The sequence below is a fragment of the Kitasatospora sp. NPDC001664 genome, assembly GCF_053596675.1.
In genome coordinates this window covers 211,111-227,823 of sequence record NZ_JBSFGS010000012.1, presented here as the reverse complement: position 1 = coordinate 227,823, position 16,713 = coordinate 211,111, and the positions used below count along the sequence as shown (strand labels likewise).

The 16,713-nt window shown below is 71.5% G+C and carries 22 protein-coding genes; 14 read left to right on the top strand and 8 right to left on the bottom strand.

The features are described from left to right. Positions 1–450 precede the first annotated feature (450 nt). Positions 451–624, bottom strand: coding sequence for a hypothetical protein (locus ACWCYY_RS19315; protein ID WP_449796749.1), 174 nt, complete (start codon positions 622–624; stop codon positions 451–453). A 207-nt stretch (positions 625–831) separates the two neighbouring features. Here ACWCYY_RS19315 and ACWCYY_RS19310 point away from each other — a divergent pair, with 207 nt between their 5' ends. The 3 genes from ACWCYY_RS19310 to ACWCYY_RS19300 all read left to right on the top strand — a co-directional run bounded on the left by ACWCYY_RS19310 (position 832) and on the right by ACWCYY_RS19300 (position 2,175). Continuing rightward, positions 832–1,647, top strand: coding sequence for a helix-turn-helix domain-containing protein (locus ACWCYY_RS19310; RefSeq protein WP_380150235.1), 816 nt, complete (start codon positions 832–834; stop codon positions 1,645–1,647). Continuing rightward, entirely contained in the window at positions 1,644–1,847 is a 204-nt protein-coding gene (locus ACWCYY_RS19305; protein ID WP_345286915.1) for a DUF397 domain-containing protein, read from the top strand. The genes ACWCYY_RS19310 and ACWCYY_RS19305 overlap by 4 nt, the downstream gene beginning before the upstream one ends. Positions 1,848–1,953: 106 nt before the next feature. Beyond that, positions 1,954–2,175 (top strand): hypothetical protein, encoded by a 222-nt coding sequence (locus ACWCYY_RS19300; RefSeq protein WP_449796748.1) that lies wholly within the window; start codon positions 1,954–1,956, stop codon positions 2,173–2,175. 418 nt (positions 2,176–2,593) lie between these two features. Here the strand turns inward: ACWCYY_RS19300 and ACWCYY_RS19295 are convergent, their stop codons facing one another. The 5 genes from ACWCYY_RS19295 to ACWCYY_RS19275 all read right to left on the bottom strand — a co-directional run bounded on the left by ACWCYY_RS19295 (position 2,594) and on the right by ACWCYY_RS19275 (position 5,456). Beyond that, positions 2,594–2,983: a hypothetical protein gene (locus tag ACWCYY_RS19295; protein ID WP_449796747.1), complete on the bottom strand. Its 390-nt coding sequence runs from the start codon at positions 2,981–2,983 to the stop codon at positions 2,594–2,596. Positions 2,984–3,052: 69 nt separating this feature from the next. Continuing rightward, a complete protein-coding gene (locus ACWCYY_RS19290) occupies positions 3,053–3,505 on the bottom strand; it encodes a hypothetical protein (protein WP_449796746.1) in 453 nt (150 codons plus the stop codon). A gap of 35 nt (positions 3,506–3,540) precedes the next feature. Beyond that, complete coding sequence (locus ACWCYY_RS19285) at positions 3,541–4,134, bottom strand: hypothetical protein (RefSeq protein ID WP_449796745.1); 594 nt, start codon at positions 4,132–4,134, stop codon at positions 3,541–3,543. Between the two features lie 366 nt (positions 4,135–4,500). After that, a complete protein-coding gene (locus ACWCYY_RS19280; RefSeq protein ID WP_449796744.1) occupies positions 4,501–4,968 on the bottom strand; it encodes a hypothetical protein in 468 nt (155 codons plus the stop codon). Next, the gene (locus ACWCYY_RS19275) at positions 4,965–5,456 is read right to left on the bottom strand and encodes a hypothetical protein (protein ID WP_449796743.1); all 492 of its coding nucleotides are present in this window, start codon (positions 5,454–5,456) and stop codon (positions 4,965–4,967) included. Before ACWCYY_RS19275 ends, ACWCYY_RS19280 begins: the two co-directional genes overlap by 4 nt. Before the next feature lie 207 nt (positions 5,457–5,663). Between ACWCYY_RS19275 and ACWCYY_RS19270 the strand changes: the two genes are divergently transcribed. After that, positions 5,664–6,467 (top strand): GNAT family N-acetyltransferase, encoded by an 804-nt coding sequence (locus ACWCYY_RS19270; protein WP_449796742.1) that lies wholly within the window; start codon positions 5,664–5,666, stop codon positions 6,465–6,467. Between the two features lie 10 nt (positions 6,468–6,477). Here ACWCYY_RS19270 and yidD read toward each other — a convergent pair whose 3' ends face one another. Further along, a complete protein-coding gene (gene yidD / locus ACWCYY_RS19265) occupies positions 6,478–6,978 on the bottom strand; it encodes a membrane protein insertion efficiency factor YidD (protein WP_449796741.1) in 501 nt (166 codons plus the stop codon). Positions 6,979–7,112: 134 nt separating this feature from the next. Here yidD and ACWCYY_RS19260 point away from each other — a divergent pair, with 134 nt between their 5' ends. Further along, entirely contained in the window at positions 7,113–7,736 is a 624-nt protein-coding gene (locus ACWCYY_RS19260) for a DUF4865 family protein (RefSeq protein ID WP_449796740.1), read from the top strand. 112 nt (positions 7,737–7,848) lie between these two features. On the opposite strand, the gene ACWCYY_RS19255 is transcribed toward ACWCYY_RS19260, so the two are convergent. After that, on the bottom strand, positions 7,849–8,436 hold the full coding sequence (locus ACWCYY_RS19255) for an HAD family hydrolase (RefSeq protein WP_449796739.1): 588 nt from the start codon (positions 8,434–8,436) through the stop codon (positions 7,849–7,851). Between the two features lie 51 nt (positions 8,437–8,487). Here ACWCYY_RS19255 and ACWCYY_RS19250 point away from each other — a divergent pair, with 51 nt between their 5' ends. The 9 genes from ACWCYY_RS19250 (at position 8,488) to ACWCYY_RS19210 (ending at position 16,698) form a co-directional block, all read left to right on the top strand. Further along, positions 8,488–9,534: an SCO2583/SCO2584 N-terminal domain-containing protein gene (locus ACWCYY_RS19250; protein ID WP_345286899.1), complete on the top strand. Its 1,047-nt coding sequence runs from the start codon at positions 8,488–8,490 to the stop codon at positions 9,532–9,534. A 96-nt stretch (positions 9,535–9,630) separates the two neighbouring features. Continuing rightward, on the top strand, positions 9,631–11,148 hold the full coding sequence (locus ACWCYY_RS19245; protein WP_449796738.1) for a M1 family metallopeptidase: 1,518 nt from the start codon (positions 9,631–9,633) through the stop codon (positions 11,146–11,148). A gap of 114 nt (positions 11,149–11,262) precedes the next feature. Beyond that, positions 11,263–12,378, top strand: coding sequence for a calcium:proton antiporter (locus ACWCYY_RS19240; RefSeq protein WP_345286895.1), 1,116 nt, complete (start codon positions 11,263–11,265; stop codon positions 12,376–12,378). A gap of 121 nt (positions 12,379–12,499) precedes the next feature. Next, the gene (locus ACWCYY_RS19235) at positions 12,500–12,940 is read left to right on the top strand and encodes a GNAT family N-acetyltransferase (RefSeq protein ID WP_449796737.1); all 441 of its coding nucleotides are present in this window, start codon (positions 12,500–12,502) and stop codon (positions 12,938–12,940) included. A 49-nt stretch (positions 12,941–12,989) separates the two neighbouring features. Next, positions 12,990–13,364 carry a hypothetical protein gene (locus ACWCYY_RS19230; RefSeq protein ID WP_449796736.1) on the top strand — a complete coding sequence of 125 codons (375 nt, stop codon included), beginning with the start codon at positions 12,990–12,992 and terminating at the stop codon, positions 13,362–13,364. An 86-nt stretch (positions 13,365–13,450) separates the two neighbouring features. After that, entirely contained in the window at positions 13,451–13,996 is a 546-nt protein-coding gene (locus tag ACWCYY_RS19225; RefSeq protein WP_449796735.1) for a hypothetical protein, read from the top strand. Between the two features lie 265 nt (positions 13,997–14,261). Continuing rightward, on the top strand, positions 14,262–14,819 hold the full coding sequence (locus ACWCYY_RS19220) for a hypothetical protein (protein WP_449796734.1): 558 nt from the start codon (positions 14,262–14,264) through the stop codon (positions 14,817–14,819). A 20-nt stretch (positions 14,820–14,839) separates the two neighbouring features. Continuing rightward, entirely contained in the window at positions 14,840–16,030 is a 1,191-nt protein-coding gene (locus ACWCYY_RS19215; protein WP_449796733.1) for a sensor histidine kinase, read from the top strand. Then, complete coding sequence (locus tag ACWCYY_RS19210) at positions 16,027–16,698, top strand: response regulator (RefSeq protein WP_449796732.1); 672 nt, start codon at positions 16,027–16,029, stop codon at positions 16,696–16,698. Before ACWCYY_RS19215 ends, ACWCYY_RS19210 begins: the two co-directional genes overlap by 4 nt. Positions 16,699–16,713: the final 15 nt, after the last annotated feature.

The window sequence follows — 16,713 nt, the reverse complement described above, 5'->3', positions numbered from 1 at the left end:
CACGGCCGTTCGCCTCGCAGGGGGCACGGGCCGGGGCACTCGCACGGCGGGTACTCGCGAAGACCTGCAGCGAGGTCACCGTCGTAGCGCTGCCGGGGTGCCCGCTCGGCTGCCGTGCCGTCAGGGCGGCGGTCGTAGACGCGGATCGAGATCCACGAGGCGTCGTTCGGTGCGGTCATGCTGACCGCCGGGGCTGGCTGATCCGGGTCCGGAGGGCCGCGTGCCGTTGCCAGACGACGGCCATCGCCGCTTCGATCCTCGCCGCAACCTCGGCCGCGGTAGCCCGTTCTGCCGGATCACAGTCGTGCCGCCGGGCGTCGGCGATCTTCGACGGGTCCATCAGGATCGGCGCGTCTGGGGCGGCTTGCTGGCGTTCGATGCTGTCGAGCCAGACGCAGGCGAGGCAGCCGGGCGGGGCGGGGGCCGGCGGTCTCGGCGGAGGGACCGCCGTCACTGGTCGCTCCCGGATCCCTTGGCCATCGGGTCGGTGCAGCGCATCCGACCCCGCGCCTGCCAGCCGTTGCGGTAGTCGGTGGCGAAGGCTTCGAAGGCGGCGGAGCCGACCCGCTGGTCAAAGTCGGGGATCGCCGTCCGCCGATCCGGGATCGTCCACTGCTTGGTCATGCTGCACCCATTCGTCCGGCGGGCTTCGGCCTGCAGCTTGCCCGTTGGCTCGTTCTGGGTATCAGCATCGGCACGCAGCGCTACGATCACCAGGTGTGACGGCCCGACACCTCGAACTGTCGGGCCCCGCCTGGAGGGGCAGCCTCCACCACCGCCACGGCACTGTCTCTCCGACAACCAACACTGTCGGACCACCGGAGGGGACCGATGGGAAGCCCGAAACCAGTCGATCCCGCGTCGACCCCGCTGGCGTTCGTCGCGAACGAGATCCGCGCCTACCGTGACCGGGCCGGCCTGAGCCAGGACCAGGTCGGCGAACTCCTCGGCTACACCGCCGACACGATCGGCCTCGTCGAACGAGCGCGGCGGGCACCGAAGAAGGAACTCCTCGACCGACTCGACCAGGTCCTCAACGCACATGGCGGGCTGTCCCGGCTGTGGCCATTGGTCCAGCAGGCGTTCCACGAGCCTTACCTGCTCGACTACACCGAGCACGAGAAGCGGGCCGAGGACATTCGCAGCCTCGAAATTCAGTTGGTCAGCGGTCTCCTGCAGACGGAGGCGTACGCCCGCGAGGTCATCTGGGAGGCGCAAGTACCGAACCCCGAGGAGAAGTTGGCACTGCGGCTCCAGCGGCAGGAGCGCCTGCGCGCGGCTGACGCGCCGACCTGCTGGTTCATCGTCGACGAGTTCGTGTTGCGGCGTCAGATCGGCGGGCCAGCGGTGATGCGGGAGCAGCTGGAGTTCCTGATCGACGCGAAGGCGGAACTCGATGTGGAGATCCAGGTACTTCCCCGGGAGATCGGTGCTCACCAGGGGATGGGTGGAGTCCTCACGATCCTAGCGTTCTCGGAGAGCCCGGGTGTGGTGTACGTGGAGAATCCCATCGACGGGACGATACTCGCGTCTCCCGACTTCTTCCGGAAAGCCGTACGTCTCTACGATCACTTGCGGACCGTGGCGTTGACGGTGCCTCAGTCGCGGGAGCGAATTGCCTCGATCTTGAAGGAGACGAAAGCATGAGGATCATGAAGGCGAGCGAGTTGACCGGGTGGCGCAAGAGCAGCCACAGCAACGGTGGCGGCGCGTGCGTCGAGGTCGTCGACGGCCTGCCCGGCATCGTCCCCGTCCGTGACAGCAAGGACCCCGACGGGCCCGCCCTCGTCTTCGAGGCGCCGGCCTGGCAGGCGTTCACCACCTTCGCCGCACGCTTCGACGTGTAGCTGCCACAACGAAGCACCGATGGCCCCGCCGGAACATCGTCCGGTGGGGCCATCGGCGGGTTCCGTCTGGTCGCGCTAGTTGTCACACGGGCCAGCTGAGATCGAGGTGCTGCGAGCCATCAATCAGTGGGCACTCGACCAGCTCGGCGCCAGCTACGAGCCCGGCGACCGCGTCGTCATCACCAGCCCCCGCCCATCGGACGGCGGCGGAGGCTGGGCCCACTACGCCGAAGCCCTCGGCATCGAGCAGACCCGCATCACCGGAGAGAGCACCTTCAACACCCACTCCAAACGCTGGCAGGTGCTCGTCGGCATAGACCGCAGCTGATCCGTCAGCGACTACAGCGGCGTCCGCCACTGGAACGGCCCCGCCCATGAGACACCGCCCGGGCTACGAGCCGCCCCGACCACCGGAAGGCCGGGTCAAGCACTTCGCCGTGAACATCGACTGGGTCACGAAGGACGGAACCTGATGCCGAGACCTGCACCCGCGCCCGCGTCCAACTCACCACCACCGGGCCCGACATCGCAGGCAACGGCCGCCTCCTCCTCCACGGCGTTGACATCTCCCGCTTCACCACCGCGGTCCGCATCGATGACCGCGTCTGCGACCGCACCACCGCCACCATCGAGGTCTGCCTACTCGTCGGCGCCGACTACGACGGCGACACCCTCATCCGCATCGGCGGCGACACGGCCGCCGTCCTCAAACGGCTCGGCTGGGCACCACCCGGCGGCGGAGGTCGTCAGGCCTCCGCCGCTCCCGGCGGGCGAACGAAGGTGTAGCCCTCCGGGAGCTCCCTGCCCCCTGACCATTCCCGGTATCGCTGCCGTGCCTCAGGACTGGCCGTCTGGCCCTTCGGAAGCTTGCGGAGGAACGGGTCGCGCTCTGGGTCGTAGACCGGGCCCTGTCCGGACGTAGACCAGGTGTCGCCCTGGTGGGGCTGTTGGTGGGGATCGGCCACGACGACATCAGCCTGCTGTTGCAGCGCGCGCAGAAGAGTGGCCAGCGCTATGACGCCAAGGCCTGTGGCTGCGGCCACCACCTTTGGCTTGTGCTGCTTGTACAGGATCTTCGCCTTCTCGCCGACGGACACGGTCTCGTCGCCCGTCGGCTGAATGGTGGAGTCAAGCACGTGCACGAGCTCCTTCTACGGCTGCGTGGCTGCCGGGTCGGGGGGCGGCATTATGCTCCCCCTGCCGGGCTACGGCTGGGTAGTGGCCGGCGCCGGATCCGCCGGCGCCGGTACAGCGGCAGGCGCCGGGGCCGGAGACTGCTGCCCGGCGAGGTTCGCCATCAACTTCTGCTGCATAGTCAGCGCCTTCATGTCCGCGTCCGACGGCGCCTGCCGCAGCACGAACATCTTCACCAACAGGACCAACGTCACAGCACCACCCGCGCCGGTGATCCCTGCGATCACGGGCTGGCTCTTGGCGAGCCACGCCGTCAACCCCAGGAACCCCAGCGACAGTAGGCCACCAATCACGAGCCCCGTCGCATCCAAACGCGCCCGCCGCTTGTCCTTGCTCTCAAGGTCACCCAGTTCCATGGCCCGCATACGTTCGAGATGCTCGCGCTGCATCTCCCGTTCCAGCGCCCCCATCGCGACCTTGAAGTGGGTGGCGGGCAGCTTCGACCACTGGCGGGCGAAGTCCAAGGCCCTCTGCCCTGACGGCTGCCCCTCGTCCTGCGTCACCACCGTGCTGCCCTCTCGGAAAGATCACTGACATCATCCATGGTTGGCTCGTCCGGCGACTCACCCGGCGGGCCTTCGACTCCCCAACTGCCGTCGTCAGGCACGGCGTCCGGCGGCGGCCCGAGTCGCTCGAACAACATCGTCATGCGGCTATCGAGCTGCTCAGCCGCCACATCCGCCTTAGGCCCTACAGGGACTGTCGGAACGAAGAATTGGTCCTCATTCGCCGTCCACGGCAGCGACGGCACCTTCATGGCCGGGTGAGCCTGCCGCTTCGCCTGCGCGTAGTCGCTGAAGGCCGCCTGCATCTCCATGAGCCGCAGATCAGCTTGCTGGGCCAGGACCTTCCTGTCCGCAGTCTGGTCGCGAAAGATGCGCATCGCCCTTTCGTACTCCTCAACAGCGTTGAGGAGTGACGCTCGTGTCGCCACCTCGTCAACGGCGACAGCGGGACCTGACCGGGCCTCAGTTGTGTCGATCAGGATCCGGACAAAGGCAGCCAGTTGATCGCGGTCGACTTCATACCGTTGGGGACGGGCAAGCACCTCATCGGTTCCCGCCGAGTCCCGCTGGCCCAGAACGAGCCTCATCAGCGTGACGCTCCGCACGAGCACAACGACACCCGTCACAACGAGCGCCCCAGCAGATCCCCACACGAGAGCAGACGCCACGAAAAGGACGAGGGTGATCAGCGCACTGGTCGAAGGACGTGTCAGCGTAGGGGCGACTATGTGCCAGTGCTTTCGTTCCACAACATTGTTGGGACTTGCAGGTTCTGATACCCCACCAGGAACTCCCGCCAAAGCCTCATCAGGCTGCTCGGCGCCCATCTGGCTTCACCCCCTGCCCGGCGTGATGGGACAGGATCAGGCTACCCGCCACGGGCGACCCCAGCGGCAGAACCGCCCCAAACATCGAGTGGTCAGCTCGGCTGGACACCACCCGGCGACGCCCCCCTACGGTGGGGTGATCGCCACCGGATCGGCCGGCGGCGGCACCGCCGAAGCAGGGGCGGCCGGGGGCGCCTGGGGCGGCTGCTGCGGGACCTTCGACCGGCTGATGATCTTCAAGTCGTCGGTGCTCGGCGACCGCTTCAGCACGAAGATGCTGACGATCACGGTGAGCGCCACCATGCCGGTCCCCGCGAAGATCCCCGCAATGACCGGCTGGTCGTTCACCGCGAGCCAGACCGTCGCGAACAGCCACCCACCGACCGTCAGGCCGCCGAGCACCTGGCCGGTCACCTCGCGCCGCTCCTCGGACTTGATCCGAAGCTTCTCCAGCTCAGCCTGACGGTCCCGCTCCTTGTTGACGGCAGCGACCGCGATCTTCAGATGCTCCGGCGGCAGCACCGCCCACTGATGGATGAGCTCCACCAGGGAGCCGACGTCTTCCGAACCCTGCCGCCCCTCCTCCTGCATCACCGGGATGACCTCACAGAGTCGTTATCGTCGAATACCGGGGCGTCCGGCGCCGAACCGGGCGGGTGACCGTCGGACCCATCCGTCGGTGTTGCTTCGGGAGGCGGTCCGATCTCGGCGAACAGCGCCGCCAAGCCCTGACTCAACTGCCGGGTGGCTGCATCGACATCCGGCCCGACGGGCACCGTCGGCACGAAGAGGTCGTCGAGCTCACCGAAGAAGGCCTCGTCCTCGGCCTCGTCGTCGTGGTGGTCGACGAGGAGGTCGAGGTGGGCGGTGAGGTGGGGAGCCTCAACCACCTGGAGGTCCGTGTGGAGTTGCTGCACGGCTCGCCGGAACGCCCTGCGCGCGAACTTCCACCGCACGAACAGGACGAACGGGAACAGGACCGAGATTGTAATGACCAGTCCAGCGATCACAACGGCTGTTGCGAGCGCGACGTTGTAGATGAGCCCAACACTGACCCCGACTCCGAACACCGGGATCACCATCACGGCGAGTTGAGTCCAATCTCCTCCGGAGACCTCCCATCCGTGCTGGAGTCGTCGGCGGAGGCCAATCCTGCTACTGGGCCTGCGACTTGACGGCATTTCGCCAACCCCCTCCCCTTGGGCCCGAGCATACCCGCTACACCAGGTGGCCAAGGCCTACCCCTAAGTGATCATCTGCCGCGCCGACCGCCCCGGTAGGCTGCCGGGATGTCTCCGCGCACCCTGCACAGCCTGCACGACCGGGCCGCCCTCGGCGCCCGCCTGCTCCGCGACCCGGCGCCGCACCTGCTCGAACTCGGCGACCTGGACGACCTGTTGTGGCCGCACACCAGCTGGTACGCCCTCGACGACGGGGGCCCGGTGGCACTGCTGTACGCCGTCGGCGAGACGCCGACGGTGCTGGTGTCGGCACAGCCGGAGCGGGCGGCGGGGGCCGAGGAACTGGCCGCCGCGCTGCTGCCGGTGCTGCCGCGACGCTTCATCGGACACCTGCCGGAGGGCGCCGTGAAGGTCCTGGAGGGTTCCAACCGCTTGAGCGGACGGGACACGCTCCTGCGGATGGTGCTGACCGACCCCACCCCCACCATCGCGCACGAGCCCGGTCCGTGGGAGCCGGCCGTGCTCACCCGGAGCGAACTCCCGGAGCTGCTGGGGCTGTTCGCCGCCGCCTACCCCGGCAACTGGTTCGACGACCGGATGCTCGACACCGGCCAGTACGTGGGCGTCCGGCACGAGGGGCGGCTGGCGGCGGTGGCCGGGGTGCACGCGTGGTCGGCGGAGCAGCGGGTGGCGGTGCTCGGCAACGTCACCACCCTGCCCGAGCTGCGCGGGCGCGGCGCGGCGGCGGCCTGCGTGGCCGCCCTCTGCAACCGCCTGGCGGAGACCGCCGACCACATCGGGCTCAACGTCCGCGCCGACAACGCCACCGCCGTCCGCCTCTACGAGCGCCTCGGCTTCACCGGGGTGACCACCTTCACCGAGGCGCTCTTCACCGCGCTGCCCTCCGACTGAGCGACGAGGACTACTCGGGCACCGGGTCGGCGCCGCCCCTGGTGCCCGGGCGGCAGCGCAGCAGCCGACCGGCCGTCAGGCGGGTGGCGCGCAGGGCGCCGTGGCGGTGCAGGGCCTGCACGGCGTAGGTGGAGCAGCTCGGGGTGTACGGGCAGCAGGCGGCGCGGCCGGGGCTGATCCGGGTGCGGTAGTGCTCCACCGAGCCGTGCAGGAAGGCGGAGGCGCGGCCGCCGGGGAGCCGGGGCCCGCGGTGGGCGGTGAGCACGGCCCGCAGGCCGGAGGTGAACACCACCGGGATCAGCGCGATCAGACAGGGGTCGGTGCAGCCGTCGGCGCAGTCGAGGGCGTCGCAGCAGTCGTTGTCCTTGTCCTTCTGCTTCTTCTGCTGGGCCTTGTAGCGCTCCCAGGCCCGGCGCCGCTCGCGCCTGGCGCGCCGCTCGTCGCTCGGCAGCCACCACCACGCCCGCTCCAGGAGCGGTGGCCGGGGCGCGGGTGGGTACACGGGGCCCATGGGGACCGCCTCTCATCCATCGGGTGACACGTCTGCCGGGACATCCTGCCGTACCGCCCCGCCCCGGTACGACGGGCATCTAGGCTGATCACCTGACGGCCCGTCGAACCGCCTGCTGCCGGAGAGGTCCCACCGTGTACGCCAAGCAGTACGAGCTCACCCTGCCCGCCGACTACGACATGGGGATCATCCGCAAGCGGGTGGCCGTCGGCGGGCACGTCCTCGACGACCGGACCGGTCTCGGGCTGAAGGCGTACCTGATCCGCGAGCGCGGCGAGCAGGGATCACCGGTGAACCAGTACGCCCCGTTCTACCTGTGGAACGACACCGGGGAGATGGCCCGTTTCCTGGTCGGTGGCGGCGGCTTCCAGAACATCGTCCGGGACTTCGGCCGCCCGGCCGCCCTGCACTGGACCGGCCTGGCCCAGCACGCCGGCCCGGCCCGCGCGGCCGTGCCCCGCGCCGCCTCCCGCCGCCTCACCGCCGTGCCGGTCGACCCCGACCGGGACCGCACCGGCCTCGGCCTCACCGAGCTGATCGCCCGCGAGACCGAGGAACTCGCCGAGCTGGCCCGGCAGGAGGACGTCCACACCGCCGCGCTGGCCCTCGACCCGCACCACTGGCAGCTGCTGCGCTTCGTCCTCCTCGCCGACACCCGCCCCCGCCCCGCCGCCGGCGAGGAGCACTACGAGGTCCTGCACCTCTCCGCCCCCGGCCTGGCCGACCTCCCGGAGGGCCGCACCTGGGCGACGGTCTGACGCCCGGTCAGCCGCGCGGTCCGACCCCGGTCCGACGCCCGGTCAGCCGCGCGGTCCGACCCCGGTCTGACGCCCGGTCAGCCGCGCGGTCCGACCCCGGTCCGACGCCCGGTCAGCCGCGCGGTGCGAGCACGTCCACGGCGGCCATCCCGGCGGCGGCCGCCGCCTCCAGGCCGAGCACGGAGTCCTCGAAGACCAGGCAGTGCCGCGGCTCGACACCCAGGCGGTGGGCGGCCAGCAGGAAGCCCTCCGGGTCGGGCTTGGGCCGGGTGACATCCTCGGCGCAGACCAGGGTCGCGAACATCCCCTCCACGCCCACCGCCTTCAGCGAGGCCTCGACCGAGTCACGGGTGCTGCCGGAGACCACGGCCGAGCGGCGGTGACGGAAGGCCTCCTCGACGTGCGGCAGGATGCCGGGCAGCAGCGCCACCTCGGGGAGCAGCTCGCGGTACAGCTCCTCGCGGCGGGCGGCCACCTCGGCGACCGGCATGGCCAGGCCCTGACGCCCGTTCAGGTCCGCGACGATGTCGGCGACCGGGCGGCCGCCCCAGGCGTAGAAGAGGCCCTCGGGGAACTCACCGCCCCACTCACCGACGGCCGCGCTCCACGCCCGGTGGTGGACGGGCATGGAGTCGACGACGGTCCCGTCGCAGTCGAACAGGTACGCCCGGAAGTCGCCCGGCGGCAGTGGAATGATCATGGCCCCACCCTAGCGACCGGACCGTCGGTGCACCGGTGCATACTTCTGCCCGTGCCGATAGCCGAAGATCCGGACCAGCGTCGCCCGGACCCCAGCAACCCCACCGACCGCTCCGACCGCCCCTCCGGGCCGGACCCGTTCGAGGGGCTGGTGCTGGACGAGGACTTCGTCAAGGGCGCCACCGCCCAGGAGGGTTCGGCCCGGGCCCGGATGCTCGCCGCCAAGTGGCGGGAGGAGGCCCCGGTCGACCCGGGCGGCCGCCGCTGGTCGCCGTCCGACCCGGTGTCGGCGAAGGCCTCCCGCTGGATCGACCGCCGGGGGAAGCTCGCGCTCTGGGTGCTCTGCGGACTGCTGCTCCTGGCGGTGGCGGTCAGCTACTCCGACTTCTCCCCCGCCCACCGCGGCGGCCGTCCCACCCACAACCCGGTCGTGGGCTCGACCAGCGACCTGGCCCTGCCCGGCGGCGGCACCTCGATGGGCAGCGCGTGCGGCGCCAAGGGCCGGCACCGCCACGCCCTCCCGCCGTTCGAGCCGGTGGGGCGGATCAAGGGCCCGCAGCTGGTGCTCACCTCCTACGGTTCGCAGCGCCTCTCCGGCGACGACCCCGGCGAGTTCGAGATCGACCTCGCCGTCGCCCCGGGCCTGGTGCCGCTCACCCTCCCCGCCTCCCTCGGCGCCGAGGGCGTGACCGTCGAGATCGAGGGCCCGGACGGACTGGTGGCCGGCGGCCACCACCTCCCCGTCACCCTCGTCGAGGGCACCACGCGCACCCCGGACGGCGGCCTGGCGGCCCCGCTCGGCGGCACCGTCCGGCTGGACGCGCTGGCGCTCTGCCCCGGCCAGGACCTCAGCCGGATCGGCAAGGGGCTCTCTCCGCCGATCGACAGCCACAACACCATCACCGGGCCGCCCCCGTACGTCCTGACCGTCTCCTTCTCGCACCCGGCCGTCGCCGCCGCACGGGCCGCCGCCGGTTCGGCGCTGCGCAGCGAGGTGCTCGCCGCCGACAACCTGGTGCGCCAGGAGGACGTCACGGCGTTCGACGACCCGTCACCGACCGTCCCGGCAGCGCCCGTTGCCGCGAATGAACTGGCGTGAACATTTCATAACGGCCCCGCCGATCCCCACCCCACCGGCCCCCGCACGCTCTAGCGTCGAACGACCCCGTCCGTACTCGACGCACCGGAGGACCCCGTGCGCACCAGGCTGACCCTCGCCGCCGCCGCAGCAGCCGTCCTGCTCCTGGCCCAACCCGCCACCGCGGGCACGGCCCCCTACGGCTCCGCCGGCGTCGGCGACCCGTACTACCCGGACTACGGCAACGGCGGCTACGACGTCTCGCACTACGACCTGCGCCTGACCTACCAGCCCGCCACCGACCAGCTCTCGGGCACGGCCACCATCCTGGCCACCACCACCGAGGCGCTGGCCCGCTTCAACCTGGACTTCGCCCTGGCCGTCCAGGAGGTCCAGGTGAACGGCCGTCAGGCGAAGTTCGCCGCCACCGGCGACCACGAGCTGGAGATCACCCCCGCCGCCCCGCTCGCCAAGGGCAAGAAGGTGACCGTCGTCGTCCGGTACTCCGACGTCCCCTCCAGCCGGAAGGTCTACGGCTGGACCGGTTGGCAGCGCACCCCGGACGGCGGCGTCGCGGCCAACGAGCCCGAGGGCTCCTGGTGGTGGTACCCGAGCAACGACCACCCGACCGACAAGGCCACCTTCGACGTCTCCGTCGCCGTCCCGGACGGCACCCAGGTGATCAGCAACGGCGCCCTGGTCGGCCAGTCCTCCAAGCTCGGCTGGACCAGGTACAGCTGGCGCCAGACCAAGCCGCAGGCCACCTACCTGGCCACCCTCGCGGTCGGCCGCTTCGACCTGGACACCACGACCACCACCACGGCCGCCGGCGTCCCCGTCATCACCGCCTACAGCCGCGACCTCGGCGAGTACGAGGGCGCCGCCCGCGCCAGCCTGGAGCGCACCGGCGAGATCACCGACTGGCTGGCCACCCAGTTCGGCCCGTACCCCTTCGCCACCGTCGGCGGCTACGTCCCCAACGTGCCCACCCGGTACGCCCTGGAGACGCAGGGTCAGGTCTTCTACAGCCCCAAGGTCTTCGCCGCCGGCTCCAACACCTCCGTGGTCGCCCACGAGCTGGCCCACCAGTGGTACGGCGACAGCGTCTCGCTGGAGCGCTGGAGCGACATCTGGCTGAACGAGGGCTTCGCCCGCTACGCCCAGTGGCTCTGGTCCGAGCACGAGGGCGAGGGCACCGCCCAGGAGCTGGCCGACTGGACGTACGCCTCCCGCCCGGCCGACGACCCGTGGTGGCAGGTGCTCCCCGGCGACCCGGGCGCGGACAACCAGTTCCACAGCGCCGTCTACGACCGGGGCGCCCTCGCCGTCCAGGCGCTGCGCAACGCGGTCGGCGAGCAGGCCTTCTTCGCCATCCTGCGCGGCTGGCCGACCGAGCACCGGCTCGGCAACGCCTCCCTGGCGGACTTCCGCTCCTACGCCGAGCGGATCTCCGGCAAGCCGCTGTCCGCCCTGCTCGACAGCTGGCTGCTCACCCCGGGCAGGCCGGCCCCCGGCACCGCCACCACCCCCGCCGCCTCCTCGGCCCCGCAGGGCCTCGCCAAGGCCGCGGCCCCGCAGGAGCCCAGGTCCTGGAAGCAGATCAAGGCCACCGACTCGCTGCACGCCGGACACTGACGCAGCGTCACCCGTGGCGGCCCCGGCCACTCCCCGCCGGGGCCGCCACGGGCGACACGCCGAGGGCGGCCGGGGCTTCGTGCCAGGGCTCCCCCGGCTGGAAAACTCGAGGTCATGAACGCCCAGGCCCGTCGTGAAGCTGTGAAGTGGACCACCCTCGTACCCGTACTCGCCTTCGTGCTGCTCGCCTTCACCTGGGGCAGATCACTGCCCGGCCCGGTGGTCGCGGTGGTGGCGCTGTTCCTCGCGGGCTCGGTGCTGGCGGCGGTGCACCACGCGGAGGTGATCGCCCACCGGGTGGGCGAACCGTTCGGCTCCCTGGTCCTGGCGGTGGCGGTCACCATCATCGAGGTGGCCCTGATCGTCACGCTGATGGCGGACGGCAACGAGAAGAACGCCACCCTGGCCCGGGACACCGTGTTCGCCGCCGTGATGATCACCTGCAACGGGATCGTCGGCCTCTCCATCCTGGTCACCGCACTGCGCCACCGGGTCGCGGTGTTCAACCCCGAGGGCACCGGCGCGGCCTTCAGCGCGATCGCCACCCTGGCCACCCTGAGCCTGGTGCTGCCGACCTTCACCACCAGCAAGCCCGGTCCGCAGTTCTCCACCACCCAGCTGGTCTTCGCCGCCGTCGCCTCGCTGCTGGTCTACGGACTCTTCGTCAGCACCCTGACGGTCCGCCACCGCGACTACTTCCTCCCCCTCTCCCCCAGCGGCCGGATCCTCGACGACGTCGGCGGCCACGACGACGACCACGCCGAGCCGCCGACCAAGCAGCAGGCCTGGATCAGCCTCGCCCTGCTCGGCGTCGCCCTGGTCGCCGTGGTCGGCCTCGGCAAGGGCGTCTCCCCCACCATCGAGCGCACCGTGGCCGACGCCGGACTGCCCTCCTCGGTGGTCGGTGTGGTGATCGCCATGCTGGTGCTCGCCCCCGAGACCATCGCCGCCGTCCGCGCGGCCGGCCGCAACCGCCTCCAGACCAGCCTCAACCTGGCGCACGGCTCGGCCCTCGCCTCCATCGGCCTCACCATCCCCGCCGTCGCCGTCGCCTCGGCCTGGCTCAGCGGCCCCCTGGTGCTCGGCCTCGACTCCACCCACATGGTGCTGCTGGCCCTGACCATCGCCGTCGGCACCCTCACCGTCATGCCGGGCCGCGCCACCCCGCTCCAGGGCGGCGTCCACCTCGCCGTGATGGGCGCCTACCTGGTCCTGGCCGTCAGTCCCTGACACCGCCTCACCTCCGCACGGGCCCCGCCACCGCCTCCCGGTGCCGGGGCCCGTCCGCGTCCGAATCCCGGTGTCCGAATCCTGGTTGACGCCACCGCCGCCCGCCCGCTTCGCTACCCCCATGAGCGATCTTCAGATCCGGGTCGTGGACGGCGAGTCCGACCTCCTCGACTGGCAGCACGTCCACAACACGATCATCCCCACCCACCAACTCACCCCGGACGAGATCCGCGAACGCGCCACCCGCAACCGCCTCACCCTCGCCCACCTCGACGGCCTCCTCATCGGCTGCGCCACCGTCCGCCCACCGACGGACGACGAGCCCGCCACCACCGTGATCGCCCGCATCCTCCCCGCCCACCGCCGCCAGGGCCACGGCACCGCCCTCTACCACCACGAACTCGCCCACGCCCGCACCCTCGGCGCCACCGCCGTCACCACCGTCGTCCTCGCCTCCAACCACGACGGCCTCCTCTTCGCCCTCCACCACGGCTTCACCGAGACCGACCGCTACACCCTCCCCGGCGACACCGTCCCCTACGTCGACCTCCACCTCGCCTGAGCGGTGAGCGACCCGGGAGGAGAACACCGGCGGCCGTAGGACCGGCCAGATGCACAGCACACTGACCGAGCACGCCCAGTGCCTCTACGGCGACGGGCCACGACCCACACCGGGCTGTCCGGTGCGCGATCACGACGAGGTCTACTTCGTCGAGGAGCTGACCTTCGCCGACGCCGGAACGATCCTGGCCATGCTGCGGGCCCTCTGCCCCCACTACGTCGACGGCCACCTGCCGGTGTGGCTGCGCAACCTCTCCTACCGGCTGATCCTGCTGCAACGCCCCGACGAACCCGACCTGATGCGCGAGGCCGCGCTCAACCTCGACTTCCACGGACCCGACTGGGACCCGATCGCCGCCGAGCTACGGCGACGCGCCGACGCCCTCGACCCCGAGCATCCGGCCACCGCACGCCCCCAACGGTGAACACCCTCGTCGCGCTCGCTGACGAGTCGAACTCGCGACGTCCGTGATCGTGATCGGGCGAGAAGCCGCTGTGGCATGCTCTCCGCGTGATCGATGCCCCGAACGATGACTGGTCGTTTGCCACAGCGCGAGAGCCGGCCCGCTTCGGTGCCTGCGGGGTGAACGGCGTTCCCGGTGTCGAGCATGCGGCGGGCGAGCGCGGGACGCTGTGCGGAATCTCCGCGCGGCACACCACCGTCCACCTGCATCTCTTCGTTCCCGACGCCCTGCAGTCGTGCCGGCGGTGTCGCCAGGAGGCCGAGCTGTCCCGGACGCAGCCGTGCGTCCAGGAACGCCTTCACAGTCGAGTCCTGGAATCGGCTCAGGGCACGATGCGTGACGAGTTGCTCGCCGCGCTGCGCAAGGGGGCGAACGTCCGTTCGTGGATCAGCGGCCCCTCCGCGGATCTGGCGAAGTTCTACGCGGAGCTCGACGAGCTGACCGAGGGCACCGGGACCGCAGCCGAGGCTTTCGCATCCGCGGCGACGATCGGACTGGCGAACGTGGAGACCGGCCTCTGGCGGTTCCTGGTCGTCCTGCCGCAGGACGGTGGCTCACCGATCATCGCTCGCGGACCGCGCAGCGCTCGTTGACGTGGTCGGGAAGCCCCCGGCCATCACCATGAGTTGACCTCGAACGGAGCCCAAACCGGTTCGGCAACTCGGTGGCCCCCACCGCGGCTACCACCTTGTCGGCCACCGGATCAGCGCAGGACCCAGCCCTCGCGGCGCAGCCGGCGTGCAGGCCTCACGCACAGCCACCGGGCCGCCCGGGACAGGAGCTCCACCGGCTTTCTCCACCCCTCTTTCCACCCGTGGGTGCAGGTGTTCCGAGCCCCTGATCAGCAGGCTTGGACCCATGACAACCACCGAATGGATCACCGACCTCGCCCTCCTCCTCGTGGTCTTCCGCCAGCTCCGCGAGGGCCGCCTGGACCGCCGCTCCTACCTCGTCCCGCTCGCCATCGTGGCCTTCGTGGCCAACAGCTACCTCGACGGCGTGCCCACCGCCGGCAACGACCTGGTGCTGATCGCCGTCCTGGTCGCCGTCGGCGCCGCGCTCGGCATCGCCGGCGGCCTCTTCACCCGGATCCGCAACCGCGGCGGGCAGCTGTTCATCAAGGCGGGAGCCACCTCCGCCGCCCTCTGGGTGCTGGGCATGGGCACCCGGATGGCCTTCCAGCTCTGGGTCACCTACGGCGGCGGCGCACCCCACGTGGCCAGGTTCAGTGCCGACCACCGGATCACGAGTCAGCAGGCCTGGGTCGCCGCCTTCGTCCTGATGGCGCTCACCGAGGTGGTGACCAGGCTGGCCACCATCTACCTGCGCAGCCGCACCGTGAGCACCGTCCTGCCGCAGTCGGCCGACGCGCGGGCCGACGCGCGGGCCGTGGTCGGCACCGGCCGGGCGTCCTGAACCGGGAGTAGGGTCGCGCCGTGTCCGTGAACACCTCCAGCCCCCGCCCGACCCCTGATCAGGGGCCGGGCGGCCACCGCACCGTGCTGCTCCGTCAGGACGGCGCGGTCCGCTGGGTCGTCACCCTGGTGGTGATCGCCTCCGCGTTCCTGACCACCCGTCCGATCGGCCCCACCGGCCGCGGCCTGGCCGTCCTCCTCCTGCTGGTGGTCTGCTCGCTCGCCCTGACGTCCCGTCACCTCCCGGCGGACTGCCCGCCCCGGATCACCCTGCCGCTGCTGACCGGCGGCGTCCTGGCCGCCGCGGCGCTGACCGGGCTGAGCAGCAGCGGCTCCGGCTTCCTGTTCGCCTACTTCCTGGCCGGTCACATCGGCTTCCGCTTCCCGGCCCGGCAGGCCCTCGCGCTGGCCGCCCTGACCAGCCTGCTCTGCGGCGCGGTGCTGTACTTCGGCCTCGGCCCGGGCCACCAGCAGCTCCCCTGGACGGTCGGCCTGACCACCGGCGTCCCGGTGGTCACGGGCATGCTCAGCCGGAGCAGGCAGCGGGCGGTGGAGGCGATGGTGGCCTCCGCCGAGTCGGCCGAACGCGCCGCCCGGGCCGAGGCCCAGGCCGCCGTGCTGACCGAACGCGGCCGGATCGCCCGGGACGTCCACGACGTGCTGGCGCACTCGCTGGCCGGGATCAACATGCAGCTGGAGCTGGCCGACGCGCTGATCGAGACCGGTGACCTCGCGAAGGTGCGGGAGGCCAACGCCAAGGCGCACGACCTGGTCCGGGAGAGCCTGCGGCAGGCGCAGTGGACGGTGCACGCGCTGCGCGAGGACGCCCTCCCGCTGGTGGAGAGCCTCGCCGCGATGGCGGAGTCCTCCGGGCACCGCGACGCCCTGCGGGTGACCGGCACCGTCCGCGACCTGTCCGCGCGTTCCACCCAGAACCTGCTGCGGATCGCCCAGGAGGCGCTGACCAACGCGACCCGGCACGCCCCCGGCGGCCCCGTCACGGTGGAGCTGGCCTTCGCCGAGGCCTCCACCACCCTCCGGGTCCGCAACGGACCGGCCCGGCGCGCGGGGCAACCGGCCGCCGGCAGTGGGATGGGCCTGGTAGGAATGCGGGAACGGGTCGCCCTGCTGGGCGGCACCCTCACCACGGGACCGGTCACCGAGGGACCGGACCGGGGAGGCTGGCTGGTGGAGGCGGTGATCCCGGGATGAACGACGCACCGGACGAGGAACGCGGGCCGCTGCGCGTGGTGGTCGCCGACGACCAGGCCGCCGTGCGCGAGCCGCTGGCCGCGGTGCTCGACCTCGCGGCCGACGTGGAGGTGGTCGCGGCGGCGGCCGACGGCACCGAGGTGCTCGCGGCGCTGGCCGCCGGGCAGCCGGTGGACGTGGTGCTGATGGACCTTCGGATGCCGGTCCTGGACGGGATCGAGACCACCCGCCGACTGACCGCCGAACACCCGCAGGTGGCCGTCGTGGTGCTCACCACCTTCGCCGACGACGAGTCCATCATGGCCGCCCTCGGCGCCGGGGCCCGCGGCTACCTCACCAAGAACGCCGGCCGCCAGGACATCCTCCGCGCCGTCCGCGCAGCCGCGGCCGGCCAGTCCGTCCTGGACCGCGAGGTCCAGGACCGCCTGCTCGCCACCGCCCGCAGCCGCTCCTCCGCCGAACCGCAGCCGCTGCCCGCCGACCTCACCCGCCGCGAACGCGAGGTGCTCGCGGCGATCGGCCGCGGCCTGCCGAACCGGGCCATCGCCGAGGAGCTCTTCGTCAGCGAGGCCACGGTCAAGACCCACATCAACAACCTCTTCGCCAAGGCCGGCATCCAGGACCGCGCCGACGCCGTCCGCCGCGCCATCGCGGCCGGGCTGGCCTGACCTCCGACCTCCGAC

Bases quoted from the DNA above. Each gene is read 5' to 3' on its own strand.
- ACWCYY_RS19275 (WP_449796743.1), bottom strand. From the start codon at position 5,456: ATGGTGATCCCGGTGTTCGGAGTCGGGGTCAGTGTTGGGCTCATCTAC.
- ACWCYY_RS19305 (WP_345286915.1), top strand. From the start codon at position 1,644: ATGAGGATCATGAAGGCGAGCGAGTTGACCGGGTGGCGCAAGAGCAGC.
- ACWCYY_RS19220 (WP_449796734.1), top strand. From the start codon at position 14,262: ATGACAACCACCGAATGGATCACCGACCTCGCCCTCCTCCTCGTGGTC.
- ACWCYY_RS19285 (WP_449796745.1), bottom strand. From the start codon at position 4,134: ATGAGGCTCGTTCTGGGCCAGCGGGACTCGGCGGGAACCGATGAGGTG.
- ACWCYY_RS19310 (WP_380150235.1), top strand. From the start codon at position 832: ATGGGAAGCCCGAAACCAGTCGATCCCGCGTCGACCCCGCTGGCGTTC.
- yidD (WP_449796741.1), bottom strand. From the start codon at position 6,978: ATGGGCCCCGTGTACCCACCCGCGCCCCGGCCACCGCTCCTGGAGCGG.
- ACWCYY_RS19235 (WP_449796737.1), top strand. From the start codon at position 12,500: ATGAGCGATCTTCAGATCCGGGTCGTGGACGGCGAGTCCGACCTCCTC.
- ACWCYY_RS19270 (WP_449796742.1), top strand. From the start codon at position 5,664: ATGTCTCCGCGCACCCTGCACAGCCTGCACGACCGGGCCGCCCTCGGC.
- ACWCYY_RS19255 (WP_449796739.1), bottom strand. From the start codon at position 8,436: ATGATCATTCCACTGCCGCCGGGCGACTTCCGGGCGTACCTGTTCGAC.
- ACWCYY_RS19315 (WP_449796749.1), bottom strand. From the start codon at position 624: ATGACCAAGCAGTGGACGATCCCGGATCGGCGGACGGCGATCCCCGAC.
- ACWCYY_RS19210 (WP_449796732.1), top strand. From the start codon at position 16,027: ATGAACGACGCACCGGACGAGGAACGCGGGCCGCTGCGCGTGGTGGTC.
- ACWCYY_RS19230 (WP_449796736.1), top strand. From the start codon at position 12,990: ATGCACAGCACACTGACCGAGCACGCCCAGTGCCTCTACGGCGACGGG.
- ACWCYY_RS19240 (WP_345286895.1), top strand. From the start codon at position 11,263: ATGAACGCCCAGGCCCGTCGTGAAGCTGTGAAGTGGACCACCCTCGTA.